28 protein-coding genes and 1 pseudogene are annotated in these 26,220 nt (G+C 44.1%); 12 read left to right on the top strand and 17 right to left on the bottom strand.

What is annotated here, in order from left to right:
- The coding region (locus ACHHZ7_RS24385; RefSeq protein ID WP_047353200.1) for a hypothetical protein at window positions 1-95 on the bottom strand (95 nt) is incomplete at its 3' end.
- Window positions 96-240: 145 nt separating this feature from the next.
- Between ACHHZ7_RS24385 and ACHHZ7_RS24380 the strand changes: the two genes are divergently transcribed.
- Entirely contained in the window at window positions 241-843 is a 603-nt protein-coding gene (locus ACHHZ7_RS24380) for a site-specific integrase (protein ID WP_001324664.1), read from the top strand.
- Window positions 844-1,015: 172 nt separating this feature from the next.
- On the opposite strand, the gene ACHHZ7_RS24375 is transcribed toward ACHHZ7_RS24380, so the two are convergent.
- The 6 genes from ACHHZ7_RS24375 to ACHHZ7_RS24350 all read right to left on the bottom strand — a co-directional run bounded on the left by ACHHZ7_RS24375 (window position 1,016) and on the right by ACHHZ7_RS24350 (window position 6,302).
- Entirely contained in the window at window positions 1,016-1,939 is a 924-nt protein-coding gene (locus tag ACHHZ7_RS24375; RefSeq protein ID WP_000167917.1) for a cation diffusion facilitator family transporter, read from the bottom strand.
- A 199-nt stretch (window positions 1,940-2,138) separates the two neighbouring features.
- Window positions 2,139-2,711: a cytochrome b/b6 domain-containing protein gene (locus ACHHZ7_RS24370; protein ID WP_001515348.1), complete on the bottom strand. Its 573-nt coding sequence runs from the start codon at window positions 2,709-2,711 to the stop codon at window positions 2,139-2,141.
- Between the two features lie 564 nt (window positions 2,712-3,275).
- Window positions 3,276-3,713: a hypothetical protein gene (locus tag ACHHZ7_RS24365; RefSeq protein WP_060683382.1), complete on the bottom strand. Its 438-nt coding sequence runs from the start codon at window positions 3,711-3,713 to the stop codon at window positions 3,276-3,278.
- Between the two features lie 584 nt (window positions 3,714-4,297).
- Window positions 4,298-4,822, bottom strand: a complete 525-nt coding sequence (locus tag ACHHZ7_RS24360; RefSeq protein WP_225623026.1) for a hypothetical protein — start codon at window positions 4,820-4,822, stop codon at window positions 4,298-4,300.
- Between the two features lie 50 nt (window positions 4,823-4,872).
- Window positions 4,873-5,076 (bottom strand): hypothetical protein, encoded by a 204-nt coding sequence (locus ACHHZ7_RS24355; RefSeq protein WP_060683384.1) that lies wholly within the window; start codon window positions 5,074-5,076, stop codon window positions 4,873-4,875.
- 992 nt (window positions 5,077-6,068) lie between these two features.
- Window positions 6,069-6,302, bottom strand: coding sequence for a hypothetical protein (locus tag ACHHZ7_RS24350; RefSeq protein ID WP_123969764.1), 234 nt, complete (start codon window positions 6,300-6,302; stop codon window positions 6,069-6,071).
- A gap of 391 nt (window positions 6,303-6,693) precedes the next feature.
- On the opposite strand from ACHHZ7_RS24350, the gene ACHHZ7_RS24345 reads away from it, so the two are divergent.
- The 6 genes from ACHHZ7_RS24345 to ACHHZ7_RS24320 all read left to right on the top strand — a co-directional run bounded on the left by ACHHZ7_RS24345 (window position 6,694) and on the right by ACHHZ7_RS24320 (window position 14,076).
- Complete coding sequence (locus tag ACHHZ7_RS24345; protein WP_158008929.1) at window positions 6,694-6,834, top strand: hypothetical protein; 141 nt, start codon at window positions 6,694-6,696, stop codon at window positions 6,832-6,834.
- Between the two features lie 261 nt (window positions 6,835-7,095).
- Entirely contained in the window at window positions 7,096-8,529 is a 1,434-nt protein-coding gene (locus ACHHZ7_RS24340) for a hypothetical protein (protein ID WP_220708987.1), read from the top strand.
- Window positions 8,530-9,196: 667 nt separating this feature from the next.
- Window positions 9,197-9,700, top strand: coding sequence for an SMI1/KNR4 family protein (locus tag ACHHZ7_RS24335; protein ID WP_060683388.1), 504 nt, complete (start codon window positions 9,197-9,199; stop codon window positions 9,698-9,700).
- Between the two features lie 37 nt (window positions 9,701-9,737).
- Window positions 9,738-11,276, top strand: coding sequence for a hypothetical protein (locus ACHHZ7_RS24330; RefSeq protein ID WP_060683389.1), 1,539 nt, complete (start codon window positions 9,738-9,740; stop codon window positions 11,274-11,276).
- Window positions 11,277-11,286: 10 nt separating this feature from the next.
- The gene (locus tag ACHHZ7_RS24325) at window positions 11,287-12,321 is read left to right on the top strand and encodes a hypothetical protein (protein ID WP_060683390.1); all 1,035 of its coding nucleotides are present in this window, start codon (window positions 11,287-11,289) and stop codon (window positions 12,319-12,321) included.
- A gap of 612 nt (window positions 12,322-12,933) precedes the next feature.
- Window positions 12,934-14,076, top strand: a complete 1,143-nt coding sequence (locus ACHHZ7_RS24320) for a hypothetical protein (protein ID WP_050862390.1) — start codon at window positions 12,934-12,936, stop codon at window positions 14,074-14,076.
- Between the two features lie 463 nt (window positions 14,077-14,539).
- Here the strand turns inward: ACHHZ7_RS24320 and ACHHZ7_RS24315 are convergent, their stop codons facing one another.
- Window positions 14,540-15,037 carry a hypothetical protein gene (locus ACHHZ7_RS24315; protein ID WP_060683391.1) on the bottom strand — a complete coding sequence of 166 codons (498 nt, stop codon included), beginning with the start codon at window positions 15,035-15,037 and terminating at the stop codon, window positions 14,540-14,542.
- 368 nt (window positions 15,038-15,405) lie between these two features.
- Between ACHHZ7_RS24315 and ACHHZ7_RS24310 the strand changes: the two genes are divergently transcribed.
- The 4 genes from ACHHZ7_RS24310 (at window position 15,406) to ACHHZ7_RS24295 (ending at window position 19,258) form a co-directional block, all read left to right on the top strand.
- The gene (locus ACHHZ7_RS24310) at window positions 15,406-15,630 is read left to right on the top strand and encodes a hypothetical protein (RefSeq protein WP_060683392.1); all 225 of its coding nucleotides are present in this window, start codon (window positions 15,406-15,408) and stop codon (window positions 15,628-15,630) included.
- A gap of 325 nt (window positions 15,631-15,955) precedes the next feature.
- Window positions 15,956-16,207 carry a hypothetical protein gene (locus ACHHZ7_RS24305; protein WP_192464108.1) on the top strand — a complete coding sequence of 84 codons (252 nt, stop codon included), beginning with the start codon at window positions 15,956-15,958 and terminating at the stop codon, window positions 16,205-16,207.
- 847 nt (window positions 16,208-17,054) lie between these two features.
- A complete protein-coding gene (locus tag ACHHZ7_RS24300) occupies window positions 17,055-17,684 on the top strand; it encodes an inovirus Gp2 family protein (protein ID WP_060683394.1) in 630 nt (209 codons plus the stop codon).
- 149 nt (window positions 17,685-17,833) lie between these two features.
- Window positions 17,834-19,258 (top strand): YfjI family protein, encoded by a 1,425-nt coding sequence (locus ACHHZ7_RS24295; RefSeq protein ID WP_060683395.1) that lies wholly within the window; start codon window positions 17,834-17,836, stop codon window positions 19,256-19,258.
- Between the two features lie 334 nt (window positions 19,259-19,592).
- Here the strand turns inward: ACHHZ7_RS24295 and ACHHZ7_RS24290 are convergent, their stop codons facing one another.
- Complete coding sequence (locus tag ACHHZ7_RS24290; RefSeq protein ID WP_071845278.1) at window positions 19,593-19,808, bottom strand: AlpA family transcriptional regulator; 216 nt, start codon at window positions 19,806-19,808, stop codon at window positions 19,593-19,595.
- 123 nt (window positions 19,809-19,931) lie between these two features.
- On the opposite strand from ACHHZ7_RS24290, the gene ACHHZ7_RS24285 reads away from it, so the two are divergent.
- On the top strand, window positions 19,932-20,870 hold the full coding sequence (locus ACHHZ7_RS24285) for a hypothetical protein (RefSeq protein WP_123969768.1): 939 nt from the start codon (window positions 19,932-19,934) through the stop codon (window positions 20,868-20,870).
- Window positions 20,871-20,909: 39 nt separating this feature from the next.
- On the opposite strand, the gene ACHHZ7_RS24280 is transcribed toward ACHHZ7_RS24285, so the two are convergent.
- From ACHHZ7_RS24280 to ACHHZ7_RS24245, 8 genes and pseudogenes are all read right to left on the bottom strand, one after another.
- Window positions 20,910-22,151: an integrase gene (locus ACHHZ7_RS24280; RefSeq protein ID WP_060683397.1), complete on the bottom strand. Its 1,242-nt coding sequence runs from the start codon at window positions 22,149-22,151 to the stop codon at window positions 20,910-20,912.
- Between the two features lie 308 nt (window positions 22,152-22,459).
- Window positions 22,460-23,638, bottom strand: coding sequence for a site-specific integrase (locus ACHHZ7_RS24275; RefSeq protein ID WP_284242722.1), 1,179 nt, complete (start codon window positions 23,636-23,638; stop codon window positions 22,460-22,462).
- The gene (locus tag ACHHZ7_RS24270; RefSeq protein WP_003826122.1) at window positions 23,599-23,805 is read right to left on the bottom strand and encodes a hypothetical protein; all 207 of its coding nucleotides are present in this window, start codon (window positions 23,803-23,805) and stop codon (window positions 23,599-23,601) included. The genes ACHHZ7_RS24275 and ACHHZ7_RS24270 overlap by 40 nt, the downstream gene beginning before the upstream one ends.
- A 38-nt stretch (window positions 23,806-23,843) precedes the next feature.
- On the bottom strand, window positions 23,844-24,413 hold the full coding sequence (locus tag ACHHZ7_RS24265; RefSeq protein WP_065554929.1) for a 3'-5' exonuclease: 570 nt from the start codon (window positions 24,411-24,413) through the stop codon (window positions 23,844-23,846).
- Window positions 24,410-24,796, bottom strand: a complete 387-nt coding sequence (locus tag ACHHZ7_RS24260) for a hypothetical protein (RefSeq protein ID WP_395149218.1) — start codon at window positions 24,794-24,796, stop codon at window positions 24,410-24,412. Before ACHHZ7_RS24260 ends, ACHHZ7_RS24265 begins: the two co-directional genes overlap by 4 nt.
- A 356-nt stretch (window positions 24,797-25,152) precedes the next feature.
- Window positions 25,153-25,558, bottom strand: a pseudogene (locus ACHHZ7_RS24255) (ead/Ea22-like family protein); the annotation flags it as partial.
- A 7-nt stretch (window positions 25,559-25,565) separates the two neighbouring features.
- Complete coding sequence (locus ACHHZ7_RS24250; protein WP_395149217.1) at window positions 25,566-25,910, bottom strand: hypothetical protein; 345 nt, start codon at window positions 25,908-25,910, stop codon at window positions 25,566-25,568.
- Window positions 25,907-26,161: a hypothetical protein gene (locus ACHHZ7_RS24245; protein WP_395149216.1), complete on the bottom strand. Its 255-nt coding sequence runs from the start codon at window positions 26,159-26,161 to the stop codon at window positions 25,907-25,909. The genes ACHHZ7_RS24250 and ACHHZ7_RS24245 overlap by 4 nt, the downstream gene beginning before the upstream one ends.
- Between the last annotated feature and the right edge of the window lie 59 nt (window positions 26,162-26,220).

Raw genomic sequence — 26,220 nt, 5'->3', positions numbered from 1 at the left:
GCTTTATTGTAGGTGGGCCAGTTGGTGATTTTGAACTTTTGCTTTGCCACGGAACGGTCTGCGTTGTCGGGAAGATGCGTGATCTGATCCTTCAACTCAGCAAAAGTTCGATTTATTCAACAAAGCCGGATGCATACTGCGGGATAGATTAAGGCGTTAGGTTCTGAGGTCTAAAACGTCCGCAGATCGCTCATAAGGGACAACCATACTCAAATCTCCCACATTGCAGGAGATTTGAGTATGAACACGTCACCGTGGAACAAAGACCGTATCATAGGCCAAAAAAGGCCACTTCAGATATCTCATATCTGGGGTATCCGAATCCGACTTGAACTGGAAGGTAAAACGCGCGATTTAGCTCTGTTCAATATGGCACTGGACAGTAAGCTTCGAGGCTGTGATCTGGTCAAACTCAAAGTATCTGATGTTGCATATGGTAGCTCTGTTTCGAGCAGAGCAACGGTATTGCAACAGAAAACCGGTAGCCCTGTGCAATTTGAGATAACCAAAGGGACAAGAGAAGCTGTTGCTGCATTGATAAAGCTTGGCAATTTGCACAGTAAAGACTTCTTGTTTCGGTCTCGGATCGGAACTAACCAGCATATTTCAACCCGGCAATACAACCGAATCTTTCATGGGTGGGTAGAAAAGCTTGGTCTCGAAGAGACGCTTTACAGCACACATTCCATGAGAAGAACAAAACCTTACCTGATCTACAAGAAAACCAAGAATCTCCGGGTGATCCAACTTCTGTTGGGTCATAAGAAACTGGAAAGCACAGTCCGTTATCTGGGCATTGAAGTCGATGATGCGTTAGAGATTTCTGAATCGATTGAAGTCTAAGGTTATCAGGGCTGCAACAGCAGCCCTGTGCCAGAAGCGGACTTTTTAAAAATATTGCGTGCCCAACAATTGGGCGCAGGTCACATCAAGTACCCTCAGAATTATAGAGAATACCTGAAATTTTTGTAGAGCGAGGTTTGTTACCCTGCCCGACCAGCGACATGTGGTTAGTTTAGTGATCAGAAATGTCGAGCGTTTGGTCGTTCATTGACGCGGGATCTTCCAACGGTTCCACATGAGTGGTGATATGGATAAAAGGCAGTGCGGTGCGGATATCATTCTCTATACGCTCGGCCCAGTCGTGCCCATATTGAACAGTCCATCGCCCAGGAACTAGGATGTGCATTGTCATAAACGCCCGCCCGCCAGCCTGGCGTGTACGTAGTGCATGGAAATCAAGCCCCTGTTCACGATATCCTGCCAGCAGTGACTCGATTTTTTTGAGTTCTTCCGTGGGTAGCGATACGTCCATCAGACCTGCAGCTGAACGACTCATAAGCTGATAACCAGTCCAAACGATGTTGGCTGCGACCAGCAATGCAACGATCGGATCGACCCAAAACCAGCCGGTCAGATAAACCAGTCCGACACCAAAAATGACACCGACCGACGTCCAGACATCGGTCAGCAGGTGATGAGCATCTGCCTCAAGAGTGATAGAGTTGTGCTGCCTGCCAGCCCTTAACAAAATGCGAGCCGTCACAAAATTAAGGATTGATGCGACTGTTGAAACCAGTAATCCGAGACCAATCTCCTCAAGCGGCTGTGGAGTTAACATCCGCTCAACTGCGGTATAGGCGATACTGGCTGCCGCCAATAGGATCAGAAATCCTTCGAAAGCACTCGAGAAATATTCGGCTTTGCCGTGCCCATATGCATGGTTCTCATCGGCCGGAAGCGCAGCCAAGGTCAGCATCCAGAGCGCCATTAGGGCTCCTGCGAGGTTAACTACGGATTCGATGGCATCAGATAGCAGACCGACCGAACCGGTCATTTTCCACGCCACACCTTTGAGTCCGATAGTGGCAATAGCCGTGGCAATGGAAAGCCAAGCGTAGTGCGTCAGCGGACGAGGTAACCCTTTTGTTTTAGTCATTATTAACTTCCTAAAATAGGACGACTAACTCACATTTCTATCCATGATAGATAATTAAACAATCATTTCGCCATGAATATTTTTTCGTTTTTATTAAATTTAATTAAAAAGTCTCTGCAAGTGCTGTTTCATCTTCTAGTAAACTAAATTTTATTTTTAGGGTTTTCTTCAACTTGAAGTAATATTATCTCACAACAGATTAGTCACTTAGGTTAACTGAGCGGCTTTTATATTTTTCAATTAAAATATGCAAAACTCCCATTGCACCATGTGCATAAAAATAGACCTCAATGAAAGTAGTAAAGAACTTATGCCAGTGGATTACTGTTTCAGCCAGATTTGACTGCATGGTATTCAACAAGAACCATAGGCCACCTGAAAGTGCTACAATTAGCAATGCTAGAACTCCAAATCCTTGGATTGTACTGGCAATACCTCCCGAATGTGCATCGGGCAGTCGGAAACTAGTCAACGTTTTTATATCTTGCTTAATACCACTAAAGTCAAGCCCTACCCATGAAAAATAATAAGTAAAACCTCTTTGAGTAAGCATCCAACTTAACATAATAAAACCACAAATAATCAGTCCTAACCCTGAAATAATGTGCATCCAGGTTATAACTCCTTCAAGACTATGTTCACCAATTGCTTCGGTCTCTGTCAGATTAGAGTTAATAATTTGTGATAATATTAGAAATGCCACAATGATGTGAAGAATACGAAAAAAAGGAGCGTAATCATGGGGTAATAGATTCCAGAGTCGCAATTTCATTAATGAGTCCTTAGTAAATTTATCGATGATCTTAATCATACAAAAGAATTATTAGGATAACCTTAATTCTTAAAATTGCAGCAGGCATTAGTTCACCTCTGATATGGCCACTTGCGAAATGGGAATGGTAACTGTTATTACTATGTGTTTACTTGCTGTTCTTGTTACGCAGCCCCTTAAACACATTACTTTCAAATATGATTTCCTGCTGGGTTTAAATATGTGTCTTTCTATAGTGCGGCAACCTATTTTTACACCAACTCATGAATTAAATAAGAATCATAAATTAAATGAGAGGTTTAATTCTCTTGCTTAACGCGATGATATTAAATGGAAATTTTAATTTTTGTAATTTATTAAACAGTTAGAATGAGACATGGTAAATACGATCTTCCTTTAGATAATTCTGATAGCACTTTTTCTACTGGGCAGTCTGCAATGTCCGCTTCTCGCTCACTGCGGACCTTCAACTGAGCAAACTCGTCCGATCAGTGCCAAAATCAGACTCTCATGCCCATAATAGACCTCTGTTATTTATCATTAGCATTTATACCGTTATCAAAATTATTTAAATAAATCTTCAGGCAAATCTGAAATTGTTTTTATAGCGAACCATAAAACTACTATACTCACGCATATAAATAAAATATGGAGTAATTCGAAAGTGATCCAATGATAATTAATCGGGAGTGCTAATAACCCCAATGAACACCAAGTAGCTGAAATGACGAGGTTAAGTATCACCATTCCAGCAGCTCTAGCTAATGCAGAAAAAAGCCCCCAACCTTTCTTTAACATTACTTCCGCTTGTGTTATTTCAAATACGTTTGAACCGTTGGTGGTGTAAGAAATAATTTTTATATCATGTAAGGATTTTGAAACCCATTGCTCAGTTATCATTTTCCATGCCCCCCAAACATTAAAGATATGATAAATCTTTAGAAGATTAAATATGGGGTGGAATAATGATAGTGTTTGACCACTGAATGTGATGTCTACCATTGGTTCGCTTGCAGTGAATCTCTTTAAACAATAAAAAGGCATGTGTTTATTTTTTAGGTAGTTATTAATTGATAATGAATCAACTCCATTCTTATTGTTCTTGTTTGTCGATACGTATGCACGACCTTCGGTACGAGTTATGAATAGTTTATCATTGATGATTTTTGGGCAGAAATCAAAGAGCAATTATGATAAAAAAATTTGATTTCCTTTTTTTTTCGGCTTTTCACGGTTGCAATCAAAATCAGCAGAATATAACTCAAAGGGAAAAATAAAAATACATAATTTAACATTATCTTCTCCATTACCTATTTCGCCGCGCTAATGTAACACAAACCCATACCTTGATCATTATGAAAAAGATCTGTTAATGGAAATAGATTATAAAATTTTTAAGGAAAGATGATAATGTCCGCTCTTCGCTCATAGCGGACATCGGCCTGCAAAAGTCCGTTTCGTGCCAAAAGCGCGTATTGCAAAGTCTGCATTACATTCACCGGAAAGGTACAATGCAGACGATTAGATTACCTCTGCCAGTCACGGAAAAGCTCCAAATGAGGCCTGGCTGAGGAGCTGTTGACCTTCTATTTCAGCTTCTGCCTCAGATCGATATAGACATCAGTCAGCTTTGCGACATTGGCTTCATCCATGGAGAGTTCTGAGAAGTCAACAAACCAGTTTCCAGTACTGTGCTTATTGATAACAAATAGCTTTTTACCGTTCACAAATCGATACTCAACATCGTAGTCTTTATGGGTCCACGAGAGATTATCCGGAATAGTGAATTTTGCCGGCTGCGCAGGATTTTGCGGATCCCATTTTAAAAAGCCAGTGTACATGGTTATCCAGCTTTCGAGGCTGTCCTTCGTAACATATCCGAAGTGACTCGACATATCCCCACCGTAGTATATAGCCATTACTGCATATTCGCCTTTATCGTCAAGGCGAAGAATTCCATCAAAACCATCTTTGTACTGCGGTTCATTGACCAGCATCACTTCAACACCGGTTTTGTACTGTGTCCAGGTATAATAAAAAGCCGGCTTCCCGGGCATTGAACAGCCCGCCGTAAGTAACACAAATATAAGCCCTAAAATTCTAATCATCATTATTCCCTATTTAATAAAAACCATGTCTTTATCACAGTTAAAAAATATATTTAATTTCCTTCGCTGAAGTAAAACGAGGGAGAAATGCCGCATGGGTACTTAATAGCGAACAGACCATTAAGCCTGAGTGCATAAAACCGCCGTTTCAGGTCTTCCTGACTTACGTCACCGCTTTGGAATACTGGAAGGACATTTTTCCAGCTCTGACGGCAGTTCCAGTGCAGCCAGTCCCACGCAATTTGTACAACTGCCACTTAATCACTCCTTATCAGGATTGTTTTGATCCCGCTGCATCGACAGCTTCGATTTATCTTGTGATAGTCCGCAAAGCTGTAAATGGGTAGCCAGGTGAAAGCAAAGGCCCTGTTTTCACCCTGCATACATACACATCTATGTTATATCGGCAAAAAAACGACTTGCATGAGCGGTTGTTTGAGCTAAATGTGACGCTTCACTAATCAGAAGAAAGCCGTCAGGTTCTCGCTCACAGCGGCTTATATCAAATGGATGTATGACAGGCTGGCTTTGCCAGATTTAGGGCAACAAGAAGGTGAACACGTCAATGTCGAGTCACTGTACGAAAGATTTTGGCACAGTGGTAGAGGGGAGTTCAGGGGCGTTATCGTTTGGACTGGTACCGTGCCTGGTCATGGCTGGGGTCTTCACCAGTCTGTCACGAAAACAGGCATACTGTACTGGCTTATGTTAGCGGCAGCCCTGGTTGCTACGGTGGGATTCTTCTTGTGCATTTTTAGCATGGCGAGAGTCATTAACGACGTCGTGTCAACCAATATGGTGAGACGTTTGCCGCTTTCCATGGGGCGCTATTGTAGTGACGATGCGGGCCTGTGGGTATCTGTACCGCAGGGGGTAGAACTCTGGGTAAGTGTCTATGACTCAGGCTGGACGGTCTTACACAAAAATGCAGTCAAGTTCCTTGAGACTGCACCTGACCCTTCCGTGGCCCTTGAATCCTTTGCTGACTTAACGAGCCCCACAAGCTGGAGTGGCAGCCTTGCAAACATATGGCAGGCACGAGCTGACGCTTTCGGTGAACTCATCCACCACCCGCGGGCTGACATTTCAGACGCTGCAAGAGACATCCATGAGCGCTTAATGCTTATGATTGAGCGTCAACGGGATCGGGAACAGCAGGAAGATCGTAAAGGCGAACAGCGATTTGAGTGAAGACATTAAATCGGTCTCCGCTGAGCGACACGGCGTATCACGCTTCAGAATCATATGTTTAAAAGAATGTGGTGTTTTCCATCAGCGCTGGTTCGGGTAAACGGCGAGGTAGCCGCAGTTCGCCAGCAGTGCCTCGCCAGATATCCTGATGCAAAGACCCTTTATGACGCTGTCGGTAGCCCGGAGCTAGTTTTTTGTCGCTTCCCGACTCGGCTGAAACAGCTTCGCTCGTCTCTGCGGCAGCGTTGATTTGTGCCCGAAATGCTTCCAGCCTCTCCGTCGGACATTTCATATCAAATCGTAAACGGTGTGAAGGATCGCTGAACTTAGATGCTGAAACTTGGGCGTCCCGTTAGGCTCAATATATCAGGGCTGGGCGATGCGCATGTCTACCGACAAAATCTGCGGTACAAGCTGTTTGATTGTTGGCAAGGGAAGGGCAAAGCTTGTGCAGGGGATATGTCATTGATGTTTGCGTTTGAGAACTGTCGTCCGCTTGGTACCAGAAACCGACGTTTATTTAGCACTTTGCTGAATTTTTCCATCCTCTCTGTATCTCGTACCATACAGAATCGTTATGGCGTTATATAGTCAGTTTATCAACATCTGAAGCTCTGGTATTTCGAATGGGTTGATGGTCCATTATCAGTTAGGCGTTGGGCTTTTAAGTAGAAAGGTTGGTGATGATGAGCGTAAGCGAGTTCTGCCAAATGTCGATTGAAGGGATCATCAGTACGATGGCGTTTATTGCCGATCAGATGCAACAGCGCATGCAGCAAAAGGGCATGATAATAGCGCAGAATGTAGTGATGCTGAAAAAATAGTACTTCTCACGTTTCCCCTGTGGAGTATGACACCTCCCAAAATCTCACTGCAAAACGCATCGCATAAAAAATCCGCCCTGCAATGAGAACGTAATAAGCACCTACTAATTTCAGTAGTCACAAAAGTTGAAATAATATGTGGATTAGAATAAGAATAAGTTTACTCTGTAGTCATTGTTTAGAGCAGCGTGGTGAATTTTATCTGCTTGGGATTTTTAATTAACTCTGGTTTGAGATTTCTCTTCTCACAAGGATATGATTGTGGCAAAGCCTAAAACTCCTTCTAAACTGATTAAAGGTAATATATTTGAATATTACGTACCTAAAATACGCGGGGCAAAACCAAGGCCTAAGCAGATTATTAACAAAAAAGATCCAACTAAAAATATTTATGATAAAAGCAAACCAGCTAGTTTTTTAAAAAATTCTTTTACGAAGACGACAAGAATCCCATTCGGAAGTGGCGCAAAAAAAAATCTTTCAGCGCGTTACCCGGCACTACCCCTACCACAAATTGTACATGCCGCGCTTGAGTGTGGGTATGGTCGTACAGGAATGTGGTCATCTCATCTTCTTCTAAATCATAACGAGTCACTTGAACTGGCGTCTTACTTACTTAAAAGATTACTAATGGTGGCTTCATGTATCAAAGTAGGTAAAAACGATGCTTATTTCACGCAGGAGTTTTATTCAAAAATAGAACCTTCAGAAAAAGTTGCAATCTCATTTATAGCAGGTGGTATAGGTAGTTTCATTGCTGCATACCATTGGCTTGCTGCTGCGGGTGAAAAAATCAATGTTATGTTGCATACCAGTATTTATACTAAAGGGTTGCATCCCTCTATATTAGCAAACCCTTTCACTACTAAAAAATCACCCGACTATCTTATTGAGTCTGATACCGGAGAATGGCATATATTTGAAAGTAAAGGTGGCACGGATGCCGGGCGTAATAAAAGGATTCAGGAAGGTTTACTGCAGCTTGGTGCTATAACACATCTGGCATGGGCTTCACCTGCTTTGACTTTAAAACAGGTGCAAACCAATGTATGTACGCACACGTCCATTGATGCTGGCCGTCCTTTGAAGGTGCTTGCCTATGATCCCCCGGGTGAGTATACCGAAGAAGGGAAAAACATCATTCTTGATGAAGCCGTTTGCAAGCTGCTGAAAATCGTTGAAAGTTTAGATCAATTCCATGTGCTCGGGACAGAGATGAGAACAGAAGATGACTGGGAATGGAAGACTGTGCCGCAGATAAAAAACTTAATGGTGGCTCTGCCATCTCAATATTTCGATCTTGAAGAGGAGCTTAGAACACGGCTTGGATTATATTTTATCGCTACTGAAATTATTGATAAATATAAGAGGGGAGCACAGTGGTCGGTAGAGTTCATCATAAAAAATATCGGTAAGAAAATTTCATTCTACAAATTTAAATATAAAGGTAAGGCTATAGTGGAGAAATTTTTGAACTTTATTTCAGAACTTAATGAAGTTGATGGATCCACCTCCTTTATTTTACGTTGTCGTCAGTATCTGAAACTTGATGAAATACTTAATGAATTCAACTCTTTATTTGAGAAAGTTATCATTAAATCGGCTTTATCGAAATCGCACCGAAATGAAATTAAAGGATCTGATGCTTTGACCTCAAGCGGAATGTTAATCAGAGAAGTTAATAAAGTAGATTAATATATTCAGATATAAACGAGGATGGGTATCAATTCCTATGACTAAGCTTCTTTCCTGCTAAAAGAGCATCAGTATGCTCCACGAAGCCGAAGCCGTGAACGCTTCCGCAAGCATACATTTTTATACTTCCCGCTCTATATCGGCTGCAAGAAATCTGGGGCACGGAGGCCATTGAGATGAAGTGGCTTAAGTCGACAGAAGCGGAAACGCCCGACTCATAAAGATGCTTGCCAAAGCCATGCTGGATAAGTGAGCGCTTCAGTTAGTACTTGGGCGAAACTACGTTGACAGGCCAGAAGCAAGAAGCCGAGATGATGAAGTGTGATGCGGCCGATCTTTCGCGACGTCGCTGCAGTAGAGTTACGAGTTTGTCCCTACCGGACTGACTCTACGCATTCAAGAGCTGGCAATTGAACACAGACGCCTCGGTTATTGGCGCATTTGGGAGCGACCGCGTCGGCGACCTTCGTGCAATCACATGAGGTATATCTCATTCTTGATTCTGGCGGGCCAAATGAGCCTTGCCGCAAAAAACTGAGAACGGCTGACACAGTTTGACAGCGGGTTGTGATTAACTCATTAGCTGACCGTCATACGTATAAAATATTACTCAATTCTCAGCGAAAACTGCCGTTAATAATCATATGGATTGAAAGGAACAGAAACAATGAAGCAACTATGGGAAAAACTGGAAGTCATTCTGCAAGACCGCGACCCTGAGGTATTAATAGATCTTGCACCTCCGGCCACAGATGAAGAAATCGTCGCGTTAGAGCAGGCCCTGAGTGTAATTTTGCCAGCCGATTTTGTAGCCTTCATGAAAATTCACAATGGTCAGCGTGGTATGAGCCATGGATTATTTGATGATTGCGAATTCTTATCCACTTCACGCGTTTTGCAGGAGTGGCGTGTCTGGAAAGATTTACTTGATGGTGGCGATTTTGATGGAGCTGAGTCGTGTCCGCAAAGTGGTATTCGTTCGGAATGGTGGAATCCCTCCTGGATCCCGTTTACTTACAATGGAGCGGGCGATCATCTTTGTCTTGACCTTGCCCCGACTGACGCTGGGATTCGCGGGCAGATTATCACGCTCTGGCATGATGATGGGGAGCGTAGAAAACAAGCGGACAGTTTCAGTGATTGGCTCAGACAGTATGTAGAGCAAATGTAGGCTTTTTTGCAATTGATTCGATTAGCCAGGAGGGTAAATGGATTTAACATATGAAGACTTAAAACAACAGCGCCTGCAAAAACTCTTCCACGATTGCCAGCAGCAAGTGTTGTCACAAATTATTGGGCCTTTTGGGCTTTCAACGGCCATGTTTGAGGATCGCAATGGCGGCAATGTAACGACTATGCATAATTTCGAGCGTGAAGAGTCGGATTTCATCGCTGATAAAGACATGTCCAGTCATGCGAAATCGCGTGAGGATTACCAGCGCAAAGAATATGAAAGTAAAGATTTTACAAAAAAAAGCGTGAAACTCCGGGCCGGTGGTATTGATGGTTATACGGGAAAAACGACCAACGCGGCGGATATGGATCTCGACCATGTCACTTCACTAAATACATTGTCCAAAAATAAGAAAGTGCATCTTGCTCTTGAAACCGGAAAAGGCGTTGAAAAAGTCGTCAAAATGGCCAATTCTGACGAAAACCTGGTAACCACACATAAGTCGATTAACCGTTCAAAAGGCGCTGCTGAACTCGATACTTTTGCAGAAAAAAATGGTGAAAGATTTGAGCTGGACCCAGAACGAGTAGCAGCAGCGAAGAAACAATCTAAGGACCATATTTCGACAACGCTTAACTCGGCGCTAATGAAAAAACAAAGCGCAGAGTTGTTGCAGACAGGCGGCCAACAAGCGTTGCAGATGGGGCTCAGACAAGCTCTTGGGCTATTGCTCACTGAACTGGTAAATGGCTTGTTTAACGAGTTCAAAGTGCTTATTCAACATGGTGTTGAAGTGGGAAAAACATTGTTTGAGGAGGTCCGACAGCGCTTAATGCGCGTAGTTGCTTCCGTGACCAAAAAAATTCCCGATGCGCTGGGACAAATGTTCCAGGGTGGAGTGAGTGGATTCATGAGTAATTTACTCACCTTCTTGCTTAATAATTTTCTCTCTACCGCAAAGCGTTTCGTGACCATGATTCGGGAAGGGCTGTTGGGACTTTTCCGGGCATTTAAAATGATTTTCTTCCCACCGGCACATATGACGGCACAGCAAGCGTTACAGGAAGGACTGAAAATGCTCACTGCTGTCATCGTGACTTCGGTCGGTATGTTGTTGAACGAAAGCATCGCGACGTTTATGGCGACTGTACCGTTTCTGAAACCTTTTGCAGATATGTTAACCCCAGTTCTCATAGGCATTGCCACCGGATTGCTTTCTGCCTTTCTCTCGCATCAGATTGATACGTTTTTTGATCGCTCCCGTTTTACGTTAAGCGAAAAATTCATGGATGAGATGCTCGCAGACGGTATACGTCGTGAAGCGTTTGCCAGTGAGCTGGTGACACTTTCAGAACGTTCGCTGGGTAATATTGAAAATTACGCGACTGCTATAACCCAGTATCAAGCTATTGGGGAAAACCTGGCTACTGCAACGATTTCGACTAAAGCAACACTGGCATGTCTTGAGAGAACTACTGCCGAGACAGCTGTGCAAGTGGCGCGGAGTACTGCTGCAATTGTGTTTATTAATGAAAGCCAGGCCGAAATTGATGACTTTCTAAAAAATATTTGAGAACAGTAAGATGGGTTTGTTAAACAAGCAGGAACTTCAGGTTATCCAGGCGTTTTCGTCCGCAGATTTGCCGGAACGTGTCTTTCGCGACAGCAACATTAAAGAATTGATTAGCAGTATGACGGAGGAGCAGCAAACGGTTCAGAAGAGCGCGAAGGATCTTGACCGCCTGCGCAGGGAACAGAGGGACGGAAACTTTATAACTAACTGGTGGAATGATCGCGACGATTTGTTACAGGATGCGCAGATTGATCTCAATAAAGCCATTGGTCGCCTGACGCAAAAATCTTCTCAGTTATTGATTGTCAATACGGCGCTATCCAAGCTACTGAACGAGCAACAACATATTTTATTGAATCAGCAAAACATTCTGGAAGGCCAAACACGCTCCCTTGCTGAACAAAATGAACAAATCCTGAAACAACAGGTGCTACTGGAAGAACAGCAAAAAGAGATTAATAAGGCCAACCAGGGATTAATGGATGCAAAAGGGGTAACGCAAGATCAGGCTAAGCAGCTAATTGGCTGCGTAAAAAGGGTGACAGAGGCGGAAAACAAAATTGGCGAGGCAAACGCCACCTTGCTGGCAGAACTTGAACAGCGTATTGCTAACTTTTCTTCTGATCTTGCGCAAAAATTGCAAAGTGGCCTTGATGACCAGGTAGGACGGCATAGCATGCTCGAACAGACAATGGTGGACAATCAGGCTGTTCAAAAGAGTTTCGTTGAGAAGATGCAGCAGTCCTTGTTGCAGGAACAGCAGTTGTCTCATCAGCAACTGCTCGGCGAACTTGAGCGAAACCGGATGGATTTAGTTAATTCGGTTAAATCAACCGTAAACCAGTGTGATGCGCTCCAGCATGAAATATCCGTTGTTGTGGCGCAACAAGCTGATAGGCAAACAGGCATTGATCATGCTATTGCTGAGTTACAGGTGAATTTTCTCAAATCCCGATTTCGTCATCGCTTTGTACTGACGGTGATGGGTTGCATTATTGGGCTTTCTGTCGGTTGGCAAATTGCGCAGCACTTTATGATCTTCTGATTGTGTTAAACCGCATCTGCATAATGGATGCGGTTTGGACTGACCCCACACAGAAAACAATTCCTGTTCTCACGACGAAGCATTTTCGATGTCCTCCGGACTGATTTCCCAGAGACGCTCGGTGCATATAACTTGTACAAGGTTCTGTCAGCTGCGATGCAGCCGTGATTTCGCTGGCTTAAAGCCACGTTCCGAAACGCCTTTGACTATGCCATACGCCACAATCCGCCGCCGGGAGCAACACATTTATGGCGAACGGATGCTTATTGGATCATGATCTGCTTCGTTAGCTCCTTCTGAAGTTGGCGGAACCCAGCCTGAGCTTCTGATTGCCTATGTTAGTTAAGGAGTCTGGCCCGTATTTATTTATTCGGCGTAAGGGGGATATGGGATCGTGTTGCAATGCTGGATACGGAATGACAGCGTTCAACAACCGGTATGACTACTTCGATTTTAAACGCATAGGGTTAATACTGAGCACTCATAGGCATCTTTCTTAAAGCCAACTTAACGACTCCGGAGTCGTCTCTCATACCTGTGACGATTCAAATATTCTGTTGCAGTTCACTTCCTGATAGGATTAATCTGAATATTTTCCACTGGGACAGGGATATGAAAAAAACGTTGATTGCAACATTAGTAAGCATAACGATGTTAACCGGGTGTGGGCCTAAAGAGTTAACTCCAGAGCAAAAGCAGGAAGTGGCGGCACTTAAGGCTGAGCTGTCCCAAACGGAGGGAGAAATCTCTGCAGCGAAACATATTGATCAACAATTTTCAGGTGGACTGATCAAGAATTTAATCACCGCAAGATTGGAAGTTTTAGGAACGAATAAGGCTCTTTTAGAACAGCGTATAAATGCAATTGAGTCAGGAGCCAAAATTGACGTCGTTGTTTCAGGTGTCAAGCCAGACCCTGAACTTGCTGCTTCTATTAAAGCTGAGATGGAGGACCTGGCAGTAAAAATAAACGAAGCAAAAACAGATGCCAGCCAGTACAGTGGTGGTTTAATACAGGTCTTAAAACTGTCAACGGTTGCTACTGAAGAGCAAAGCATGGCGATGTTGCAGCAAAAATATCTCACGGCTAAATATGGGCTTGCTGAAGTTAAGCTTGCACCGGTTCAGGATAATGTTGCAACCGCCAGCAGTAAGAAGGACACAACCGCTGAAACAAGACATGAACAGCCCCCTCTGCTGCCACCAGCTGATGGTCCGTTCGGACTCGAGGCTGGCCTGACTCAAAAGAATATCGAAGATATGATCGGGGCAAAGCTAAAACCACTTCCTGACAGCGTAAATCTCTATACTTCCGATAAGTTACCGAAGCCCAACGCTGATTTTGAAATGTATGGTTTGTTGATCTCGCCTAAAGCAGGCTTATGCCAAATCAGAGCTGTCGGTAAAAACATTGATACTGATAGTTATGGGCTTGCCTTGAAATCTCGCTTTGAAGAGTTGAGTAGCTCGTTAAGCTCGCTTTATGGAAAGGCTGAAACCACAGACCTTTTACTGTCAGGTTCTATCTGGAAAGAACCTCAGGACTGGATGATGGGGCTTAACAAAAAGGAACGATTCCTTTCAGCTACCTGGAAGGGAACGCAGGAAACGCCGCTGAAAAATAACATTGGTGCTATTTCTATTGAAGCAAGAGCGAACAGTTCTGCGCAGGGGTATGTTTACCTTCAGTATACATTTACAAATGATGATGTTTGCCAGGCTGAGATCGATGGGGCTAAAAAAAGCTCTCTATAATTTTTCTTAATCAGGCCCCTTCGCAAGGGGCTTTTACTATTTCACTATAAGGGCTCAACATATGTTATATGATGCTGACCTGCTCACTGTTAATTAATACGTTGTGATCTTTGGCATTTCTTCTTCAGAAACGTAGGGCATCCCTATAAAGACGCGTTGTTCTGAAATCACCCTCTATAAATGACGAAGGAAATCTCGGAGCAAGGCTAAGTCAGGCCGATAGGGGCGAATTAGTATAGAGCCAGATAATAACGCATCACTTTTTTCGAGATGTTATTTCGATCTTACTGGCGATAGGTGTCTCTGTACCGGCCTCAGCAATCCATCGTTGGTCTGCGGAACATCTCGTTATAGTGATGTCGCGTCAAACGACGAACAACGGTGATGTTTCTTCTTGATATAGCATACTGAAAATGACGTTACTGAACGCCCCACAGACATATTTGATGACAAAGACAGTTAGCTACGCATCCTGCTCTAAGACCACTATAAATTCCAGTCTACGCGGTCTGATAAAACTTTGCACTCCAAATGCTGTAAGCTGCCACAATGGTTTGCCATCCACCTCATCAACCGTTTCCAGCGTGCAACCCATTTCATCAAGCAAGAGGGTTAATTCTTTTGAGTCGGGCTCCAGTAAACGATCCACCTTACTGTGCCCCATATAAGACCACTCGCCATTCTTTTCTTTAAAATAGAGGAATGGGCTACATTCCTTTTGCACTTTCTCAAGACGGGTGAAGTAGTTTCGGTACTCATTATCGCCAGAAACGAACAATAGATTATCCAGAGGTCCATTGACCTCTCTGCGCGCAAAGATGGCGCGAATTAATGTGGAGGAATTGCCACGCGATGGATTTAAAAAACCGCCCTGCGACAGTCCCTTTTCGCCCGGTTTCAGGAATTTATAACGCTTCTGTATGTCCCTGAACGCATAGTTTTCACCGACGGTAAATGCCATTGCTCTTCTCCTGAAAAAATCTATCTAAAAAATAATTAACGACCAAAAAGTTGAAAACTTTATCCAATAGTAGAAAAAATCGCGACTTCATGCTGTTTATAGTTTGTCGGGAATTGCAAGCATGCCTGTAATCCATACCATTCGCTTATTAGATAATTTCCGGAGAATAGTTCAGATATCCTCCAAGGCCAATGTACGCTCTTCGCTCATCGCTGCCGGCCAGATAGCAGGGGAGCAAACTGCCATGAACAGAATCACCGCAAAATCCACCAGGACAAAACGAATACTCCCCCTACATTTAGTGATGGCTACGTGCAGATTGTTCATCTATTCTGCTTGCATCAGCGGTAAGGCCGGAGTCACTCTTTGTGGATAATCCTATCCTTCAGAAAACTATCATCATCTTTATTCTCATCCTGTGGGTAATCGATGAATTCAGGGCTAGGAAAAGAAAATGTTCTGACCCTGCTATTGAAGTAGCTGATGCCAGAGAACGTCATGAATGGCGCTATCTCAGATGGGGGTTCCGGACTATACAAGTGGCCGCAACAGTGTATATCTTCGTTCAGCTGATTCAGGTATTACTGAGATAAATGCACAGGCAGGTACAACTGGACAAAAACATCTTACTGTCCAGTTGAGCATCAGTGATCGCCATTATCTAGGTCACCTGAGTGCCACAAGCGGATATTGCTGGAATCACAATGTGTTAACCAACGTGTAGCTGGTCAGCAGGATTACACCATGGGGCGTTAATGGCGCAGATTGACGCACTGATGGCTCGTGTCGTACAACCGTAGTCAAAAAAGCCCAGGGGCCGGCAACAGTGTAATCACCGTACCCTGTATGACTATACCCATACAGGGTTCGGTGCTAAGTTAATAAAGAAAATAACCGTTCAATTCATGGAGGTTTACTGTGAGCGTATATGTTTTTTATTACAACGAGTCTGGCGCAAGAGTCTTTACCAAAAGTAGTGTAAATGATGAAGCAAAAGATCTTCTCAAGCTTAAAGGGTACAAAAAACATTTTTTCGAGGTTGAAGCTGAAAGTGCCAAGGAAGCTATTGCGAAGATGAAAAGCAACAACGATGAATATCTTAATGAATTAAAAGATTATTCTGACAGCCTTCTTTTTGTTGGCCTTGTTGGGGGGGTGTCATTTTTTTAAAAAGTAGTTGCGGTGATCTGCTCACCGCCAATCATATTCTGAACACATCCGGTTGTAATAACCTGCGAACTTCCGCTTCTCGCTCAAAGCTGTCCTTGGGCCTAACCTACGATATCCAGTGATGCCTCTTCCTATGTGACCGGTCAGTCAATTTCTGTTGATGGCGGCTTAACCATGCGTTAATTCCGGGGTTTACGATAGTACACCTATTACCCGGGAGTTTTTGTTTCTCAGTCTGGCTATCTCTGTGTCCTACTAATTCTTTACAACAGATGAATTACAAATGAATAAAGGTATTTCATCCGAAAGACCTAATAGCGGGGGCTGCCAGATTGAACGGCAAGGTCAGCTTTTCGCTCACAGCAGACTTAGAGTTCTTGCTTCATGCCAACTGTTGAGTTTACAAGCACTAAGAATAGTGGAATGACCCCACCCCGATAGACCATCTTGTCATATCCCCGTCAGAAAACTGTAGACTGTACTCCTTTAGGCTCGAAAAACTTCGCAAAATCAATACAATAACTTTCGACCAGTAATTATATGTGAAAGAGAGTGATTACTGGTGTCATGGTGAAATTAACTGTCGGTATTTAGTATTATTAATTAATTAACCATGTTATCAAGTAATTATTACCAATTAAATATTAACAATTAGTAATACTACTGAGCATCAAATCAATTATCCAGACTTAATAAAATTAATATTACTAAAGCCAGGTAGTCATGTCATTCGAAAACTCTGGAGAGCAATACGCTCAAATCATTAATTACTCTCTCATAATATCCATACTGAGCAATAGATATCACTCAGTAACCCATATATGTATGATTATCTCAGGAGACGGCAATGAAACCCGTAAAGCCAAGAGTAAAAATTAATACCCTGTATGGGGAAAGTGACGGTTATCAGCAAAAGCGGATAAAGCAAACCCTGACAAAAGCACTAAACGCACATCCAAGAACAGCGCTGATACGCTTTGATCTGCGTTTCCCCCTGGGAAATGTAGTTTATAGAGATGATGCGGAGGTGATCACCCGGTTCTTTAAATCACTGAATGAAAAGTTTCCGGTATATCTGAAGAAAAGAGCGGAGCGTGGTGTGAGAGTCCATAACTCCGAACTGAGGTACCTTTGGGTGAGGGAATTCAATAAAGTCGGGGGAAAGCATTATCACATTTGTCTTCTCGTTAACCTAGATACAGTCTGCTATGTGAAAGCCTTCGAAACAGATAACGGTAGTTTTTATACCATGGTTGCTGATGCCTGGTTAAGCGCCACAGGGCTGGATAATATCCGGTATCGTCGCCTGGTTCATATCCCGAAGAATCCAGTATATAAACTCTACAAAAGCGGCCTTGAAGAGTCCGGTATTGATGATTTCTATAAGACTATTTCAGAGAGAATTGATTATCTGATTAAGAACAGACAGAAACAAAGCGGAGATGGTGCTCGTAACTTCGGCTGCAGTCAGAAGTGAATGGAAATATAGTGGAGATCTATTTGTAAATTATTAAACTAAATAAGTCTAATGCAAGCTAATTCTGGTCTGAGGTGTTTTCAAAATTAAAAGCAGAATGTAAGTTGCTCCTGACGCTATTTGTGTCGATATTTTGATCAGGAGTTTTTATGTATAACACAATTGCTAACAATGAATATCCCTCACAACATTTTCCCAAGGGGCTTAGAGACGTTGCACAGGATATCATTGACTTAACGCAGGCCCCTGTCGAGTTGATCATGGGTACATGTCTGAGTGCTATGTCACTGGCATCTCAGGCACTGGTGACCTTTCAGCATAAGGATGGAAGAAGAAGCCCTGTCTCTTTGTATAACGTGATTATCGCAGAATCAGGGGAACGAAAAACGGCAGTTTTCAACCTGGTAATGAAACCCATACTGGAGTTTGAAAAACAGGCACTGAAATCCTACTCCGAAAAGGTCAGGGTGTACGAGGCGGACTTACTGGCCTGGCAGGAAATCAATAAATCGATACTTAGCATCATCAGAAAGAATGAAAAAAAAGGAGTGGACAGTACCCGTGAGCGGGAAAGACTACGGGAACATTATCTTGCAAAACCGGAATCCCCCAGGTTACCTAAGCTGATTTACAACGACGCAACGCATGAAGCCATCGTCAAAGGACTGTCAGAAAACATTGGTTCCGCCGGGCTGGTATCTGATGAAGGCGGTGGTGTGCTAAACGGAAGGGCGATGAACAACTCCCCTTTATTTAATCAATTGTGGGATGGTGTTCCCTTCGACGTGGAACGAAAAAACCACCGCCTGGTGATTGATGACAGTCGTTTTATCATTCTTATCCTGACGCAGTTAAATGAGTTGAACAGCTTTATCAAAAAGCGGGGTGAACGGGCAATGGGGAATGGTTTTTTTGCCAGATGCCTGTGGTCAGTGACTACAACAACGCAGGGGACGCGTCAGACATCTTCAGAAGCGAAATGCGATGGTCAGTATCTGGAAGAATTCCATCAACGAATAAGTGAGTTACTGGAGTTAACTATCAGCAACGTATCGCCGAAGATACTTCGTTTTTCTCCTGATGCTGAAAAATTGTTTTCTGAATTTCAGCGTGAAGTTGAAAATCAGATCGTGGCAGATAAAAGCAAGCATAATGCCCTGGCCGGAATACTCTCTAAAGTACCGGAGAATACAGCCAGACTGGCAGCGCTGATTCATTTCTTTCTTAAAATGGAAGGTGATGAAATAGAGCGTATAGTACTGGAAAATATTATCCCTGTTATTAAGTATTATTATAACCAGGTGGTTAAGGTGATGACAGTGCGAATGGACAAAGGTGAAGAGGATGCCAGTCTCCTCTATCAATGGCTATTGCAGGGGCCATTAAATCAGGGGGGTATATGTACCCTGGTGGCTAAAACACATGTCAGGCGTTACGCTCCGTATCAACTCAGGGATGGTACGCGTTTGAATAAGGCATTAAAGATACTTGAAGAGTATGGGAGTATTTCTATGTATAGGGAAAGAAATACAAACGGGAGTTTTCACCAAATCATCAGGATTCACCGGAGTTGATTTTTTAATGAATGACTGGCTGCTGTTTCCTGCTACCAGTAGCAGGAAACAGCAGGGATACTTCCGTATTAATATGTGCATGTAACCGTTCTTACTCTCGCACAAACTTCGTCTGTGGTACAGGTAAGAGGTTACAGACAAAAATTCCAGCAGGGTATCTTTCAAGGGGAGCAAGTATCAACAAAGGGATGGGGGTCATTGATGGCGTCAACAGGTAACAGTACTTGCCACACCTCAGGCTCGTTTTTGCTGATTATGAGGCAGTGTAGACTTGTCTGATTAATTTGAATTAAATCAAAGATCCCTGATGCTTATGCGCCAGGGATCCCTGTTTTTAGTGTACATTATGAAGGCTGCGGGATGATAACCAGTGATCTAAATCAGACTCGCGCCAGCCGACAGATTTTTGGCCCAGTCTGACCGGTCTGGGGAATGTTGGATCGTAACGGGGAGATCTCGGGTTCATCCAGTCGTAAACAGTGGAGCGGGCGATACCGATTCTCTTCAGAACACCGGGCAAACGCAGGATGGTAATTGGTTGTGTAGTCATAATGAATTCTCACTGTAGTTCAGGGGATGGGCAGAAGGTACAGCAGCATGACTTTTGTGAAAATCCATGTGCCTTAAGTATTTTTTTAATGTAGGCACTTCACATTCACTTTTTGGTAATTGCATGAAAAATAATGAATTTAATTTTTTGGTCGAAGTGTTAAGCAAGAAGTATGATGAACGTACAAAGGCGGTGGCAGCTTCCGGGTATATCTCTGAATCAACCTTGGAAGAGTATCGTAAAGATGCTGAAAGAGTTGTTGAGGATTATGTAAATGGGCTATATATCAGTAATAACGGAAAGCGAACAAACTCTGACGGCGCGTATATCAATGAAAAACGTGAGCTTGTAAATTATGAGGGAAAGAGAATAAATAAAGATGGGGAACTTATAGACAATGACGGAGAGATTAAAGAAGATAAGCGAGTCCATCGACGTACTTTTAAGAATACAGTGATTAGTTTTACCCAACTTAAAATGGATAACTATGTTAGTCATAATAGAATAAAGTTAAAATTTTATGATTTGTTTAAAAAAAACTTTGACCTTAAAAACATAGATATCGATATTTACTTGCGCCTGGCTTTAATATGCCATGGGTGGGGGATGTATAAAAGTCATTCTGCTGAGAAGAAAGAACAGTCTGTTTGTCTCAAATATTTATTTGATGCTCTGGAACTCATGAATATGTGGATGGGTGGGTGTGATGTTCTGATGATACATGAGAAAATAGAGAAAAGGAAAGAAAACTTAACTAGGGCTGCACAATCTGGCGGGAAAACTAGGACAGGGAATTATGCACCGCTAAAATTGAAGGTTGTTGAACTCCTTAAAGAAAAGATGCCGGAAGGTGGCTGGAAAAGTAAAGCATCGGCTATTGATTCTCTTGAAAATGATATTAATAAATTTATGGACGATGAACAGCGTAAACTGGACTCAGTCAGTAAAGGGAGAAGGCTAAAGTATTACGCGCCCTGGGAACAAATGCGCAGAAGGATTTATGACTGGTCAAGAAATGATAAGGTGATCAAAGCCGCGTTTGACACTGTTGTGACGAAATAAAAAAGATAATGCCTGTTAATATAATTTCTTATGAAGGGGTTACCCAACAAGGCGCAACTCCTTATTACCACCATCAATAATGCTTCTGCTATCTGCTGTTTTAATAAAATCAGCCCACCACTGCATCATTGGGCGACGTTGTTCAATATAATCACTACGGTTATAGGCGCGACGTACCTCGTTTTTATCTACATGTGCAAGTGCGGCTTCAATAACATCTGGGGGAAATCCTTGTTCATTGAGGGCGGTGCTGGCTATAGAACGCAATCCATGTGAGACGAGCACACCACTAAATCCGGCACGTTTGAGCGCAGCATTTACCGTTTGACTGTTCATAGGCTTACTTGGCTTTATACGACTGGGGAAGATAAACTCCCGGTTTCCGCTAAGTGACTTCATCATTTCCAGAATAGAGAGAGCCTCATCTGATAGTGGAACCGTATGGTCCCGGTTCATCTTCATTCGAGCTGCAGGAATTTTCCATTCGTTAGCATCAAAATCGATCTCATCCCATCTAGCCTCAGCAGCTTCGGCAGGGCGGGTAATTGTGAGAAGCTGCCACATGAACAGGCATCGTGTGGACAGGCTGATACTTGCCGTACGCATAGTCTGCATTAGCTGTGGAAGTTGATCCGGGCGGATGCTGGGCATGTTTTTCTTTTGCGGTTTCTCGAATGCTTTCCCGATGTTTACGCTGGGAACCGCATCAATCAGACCTGTGTTCTGCGCATAAATCATGACTTCGTTAATACGCTGACAAAGGCGTCGGACTGTCTCTAATGCGCCTCTGGCCTGAACCGGCTGCACTGCTTTAACCAGAGTATGAGCCTTAATCTCAGTGACACTGATATCACCGATTACTGGAAAAATATCTCTCTCAAGTGAGCGCCAGATATCGTCGGCATAGTCTTCTGTTACGCTGGCTTTCTTCACATTCCACCAACGCTCGGCAACTACCAGGAAAGTGTTGGTTTTAGCCTCTTGAGAATTTCTTAACTGTTCTTTCTGATGTTCCTGAGGATCAATGTCTTTCGCCAACAAAACTCGAGATTCAGCTCTGAGTTTACGCGCATCAGAAAGTGAGACGGCGGGGTAGGCACCAAAGCTCTGTTTGGTTCGCTGCTTGGTTAGAGGTCGATAGTAACGGAATTGCCAGAGCTTACTACCACTGGACTTGATTAACAGAGTAAGTCCGTCACCATCATACAACTGGTAATCGGCATCTTTAGGTTTGGCGGCTTTGATTTCCGTATCGGTTAACGGCTTGGTTTTTCTTGCCATGGGGAGTCTCCATGCGTTTAGGCCCAACGAAAACAATAGAGCATTTCGTTGGGCCTATCAATGGGCCTAAAAGGTTCGGATTTAATTAGTTAGCATCAGACTTCGCGGGACAAATTGCAGACACAAAAAAGCCCGCAAGGCTTGCGCTGTGCGGGCTCTTAGGACTTCATCGGATGACTCTGGTAATCACCGATGGAGAATTTTGGTGGAGCTGGCGGGAGTTGAACCCGTGTCCGAAACTTTGTAACTAACTAATTTGTAATGGCTATCAACTTGCCTTGATTTCTGCGGCTCCTTTACGGCTCCTTTCAGTTCCTGCCACTGACCAGCTTTGGCTTTCTCTCCGTGTTGCCGTCATATTCCTTCAGATAGCGGCCATAATGCCTGAAGAGCATCTCCGGTCCCTTATGGCCCATTTGCGCCGCAAGCCAGAAAAGGTTTACGCCACGGCTGATCAGACATGTGGCAAACGTGTGCCGGGTCTGATAGGGATTACGATACCTGATACCGGCTTTTCGTAGTGTTGGCACCCAGGCTTTTTTCCTGATGGCATCCGCGCTGGCCCATGGCTTGTTTGTCTTTGGATCCTCAAAGACACAACCGTCCTTCATGAAGCTGAATGGCTTTTGATCGTTGAGCGCGATCATCGCTTCCTCGGTTAATTCTACTTTTCGAGTTCCCGCCTTCGTTTTAGTCCCTTTGGTCACGCCCGACACACTGGCGCTCTGTACATGTGCCGTCTTCTCAACGAAATCAATATCCCTCCAGCGGAGCGCGCACAGTTCAGAGCTTCGCAGCCCTGTCTGGATCGCAAACCTGAATAAGTTCTCCCACTGTTTATTTCCTGTTGATATTAACAGCGCACTAACCTCGGCCGGCGACAGCGGATCGACAATATAACTACTTTCTGCATCGCTTTTATTGCTTTGATAGCGTGATGCTGTAACCAGCGAAACTGGGTTAATTTGCAATACTCCATCAGTTACGGCTTCATCTAGCGACGAGCGCAGAAAGGAAAGCTGGTTTCTGATGGTTTTAAGTGTTGTCTTCTGGCTCTGGATCCACTGTTTTAATGCCGCTGGTGTTAGCTCGCTGGCTGGTAATATATGCAATGACGACAGAGCACTACGGCATTTTTTATAACCGCCAATTGTTGATGGCGATAAATTACGCGTCTCACAAATATCAATATATTCGTCAAGGTACATTTTGATAGTTTTACCAGAAGCAGCATTGCCAAATATTTTTAACCTTGTTGAACGCGGGAAATATTCTGCGTAATTAAAAGTTCCTCGTTCAATTTTATTGTGGATTTCGCCGAGAGTTCTCTCGGCGTATTTGATATTTTTAGGTATTACGTCCAGATTAGAAAGGGGCTCACGGCATTTAACCCCTTTATAAGTGAAGGTAATATTGATAGTTTCACCGTTGCGATGTTTCCTGATAGTTACGCCGCGCGGGAGTTTAGGCGATTCTGTCGAGCCCATTTTGCAACCTCACTAAGATCAATCCATCTTTCCTTAACACCGTCGACCTTTAGCACTTGAACCCCTTCACGCCATACTCCACGTTGCACACGTTTGTTGATGGCATCCGGGGTTTCGCCAGTCTCTTTGCAATAAGTTGAGATGGGAACACAATCGAGGCTCAGCATATATTTCTCCATTACCCCGGCTGCACCCGGGGAAAATTTTAGCTGTTGCTGGTGGTTGGGATTAGTTTCTGCCAGATCGCGGACACGTATTTTGCCTGATGGCGCGCATCGGCCAGTGCGTTATGTGCGACCCCATCGAATGGCATATCTCGCTTTGGATCGAAACCCACCACTCTGCCTAATGTGACGATGGTTCTGACGTCGTGATCGTTCCAAAATTGCCACGGGCAAACTTGGCCGGCGCGCTCATATGCGCCGCGCAATATAACGTTGTCGAAAGTAGCTCCATTGCCCCAAACTTTTAAATATTTCGGGTTATCAGAATGTCGGTTAATGAAATGGCTCAGTTCAGATAGGGCAGACGATATCGGCATCGCATCATCAACACAGATTGCTGATCGTGCTTCTGAGCTTTGTCTTAACCACCACAGAATAGTGTCACCATCCGGCACCGCTCCCTGCTCCATAGCGCTTTCAAGGTTAACGGCGGTGTAAAACTCCTGACCCAATTCACCGCTTTGCGGATCGAAGAATACGGCACCAATGGAGACGATAGGGGCATTCGGTTTTTTGCCCATGGATTCAAGGTCGATCATTAAGTTGTTCATATTTTCTCTCTAATAGCTATGATTTCTTCCCCTTCTAAAGGGAGATGGGTAATCGCGAATGCCCCATCCTTCTTTTTGCCGATTGCGATAAATAGCGCGCCAATTTCTCTACGCTCAAGCCATGCATCACCACCGTTAACCCGGGTACGTAAGGTTGCCCAATCAGGTGCTTTTATAAAGTGGCGATAATTACCCTTCAAATATTTCCATACCGGCTCAGCATCAAACGCTGCAATCACCCCATCAATCACCTTCACAGCATCAGCCATTGCGTAGCCGAGATTACCTCCGTCGCTTTGTGCTGCTGCTTTGCTGAGTATTTCGCGTATCTGGTGCAGGCGATCGAGTGATACAGGACCGTGCGCCGGGTGGTTAGTTGTCATGGGTTAGTCCTCACGGTTCTAAACAAGACTGATTGCTGAAAGCCGGTAAGAAACCATAGCCCATCGACTCGCTGGCTCATCTCGTACCAGTCTTCCGGGTTAAGGTCGGACACGAGGTTGTCACCGCAAATACAAATATCAGGTCCGCGTTTCTCGGAATCATAAATATCACCTGGTGAAAACCACTCAGGATTAGTGGAGTGAACACACTCCATTTTTGTTACGTCCGCCATCTCACTCCCCCTTCACGCCAATGCCAGCGGCGCGGAGTGCTTCTATGAAAATATCAAGCCCCTGATTAAATCCGATAGCCTCATAAAACTGTTTTGTGTGCATGTCCGGTGAATTGCGATATTGGGGCAGCGTCACTGTCCGCGCCTCCAGTTCTGCTATGCGCTGGCGTAATGCTGCAATTTCCATCTCGGCGGCGTCGGCATAATGAATGTTTGCATGCTCTTTCAGGTGGTTGCAGGCCATCATGAAGCCGCGATGATGCTCACGATTAGCTCGGCAAATTTCCTCTTCAATACGTTTATCTTTGGCTTCCATCTCATCCAGCATCGCCAGCACGGTGGATGGGTTGGTTGCAGCGATGAATGCTGAATCAACTTTAAGGCAGTGTTGAGCCACTGTTTTTGTCCCAACTTTTACTTCATATCCTCTCGCGCCTTTGTGTGGCTTATACGACTCCCACTTACCCCATGAAGCTATGTTTGCGGCATTAGCCACTTCACGAAGCGCCTGTTTGTTGAGTGCTGTCATTGGGCTGTTAGTCATTCCAGGCCTCCAGCTCGTTCTGGATTTCCTCGTCGATCTCGTCATTGGTGGCGTCTTCGTTCAGATAGTCACGAGCTTCTTTGAGATACTGTTCACGGCGTTCGTGGTACCAGGCAGAGAACTCCGGCGACCACCCTCGATTAGTCCCCTGAAAATCTACCATCGCATTATCCTCTGCCATACGCTCTACCATGCAATCAGCGGTAGTCAGGGCACATTCCCGGATGTAACTGCGAAGGTGGTGCTTACGCCAGTACGGACTGTGTTTCGAGTCGCAGCGGCCTTTAAATTCGACGGTCCAGCGACGGATGCAACGTGCGTTCAGAGATTTACTCATTGTGCAGCTCCCTTTCTGGCTGTGTTTAATAGCTGGTTAAACATCATGGTTAAGCTGTTACTGCACCCAAACGGCATATCGTTAACACGGTATGTTGGAATGCCCTTGCGAACACCAGACTTCACGATCCGGCCGGTGCCATAGAGTTGCGATAATGCGCCAGCGATCGAAGCTGTCTTTTTGTTCATACCTTTGGCGATTTCACCGCTGGTGGTATTCGGATGAGCCTGTAGATATTCAAATACAGTCATGGCGTTTTACCTTTACGTTCCTGTTCCAGTTGCACCAGAGACTCTTTTAATGCTGCGAA

Origin of the sequence: Citrobacter freundii complex sp. 2024EL-00216, assembly GCF_043945515.1 — a bacterium.
GTDB lineage: Bacteria > Pseudomonadota > Gammaproteobacteria > Enterobacterales > Enterobacteriaceae > Citrobacter > Citrobacter portucalensis.
This window is presented reverse-complemented; position numbering and strand designations above follow the sequence as displayed.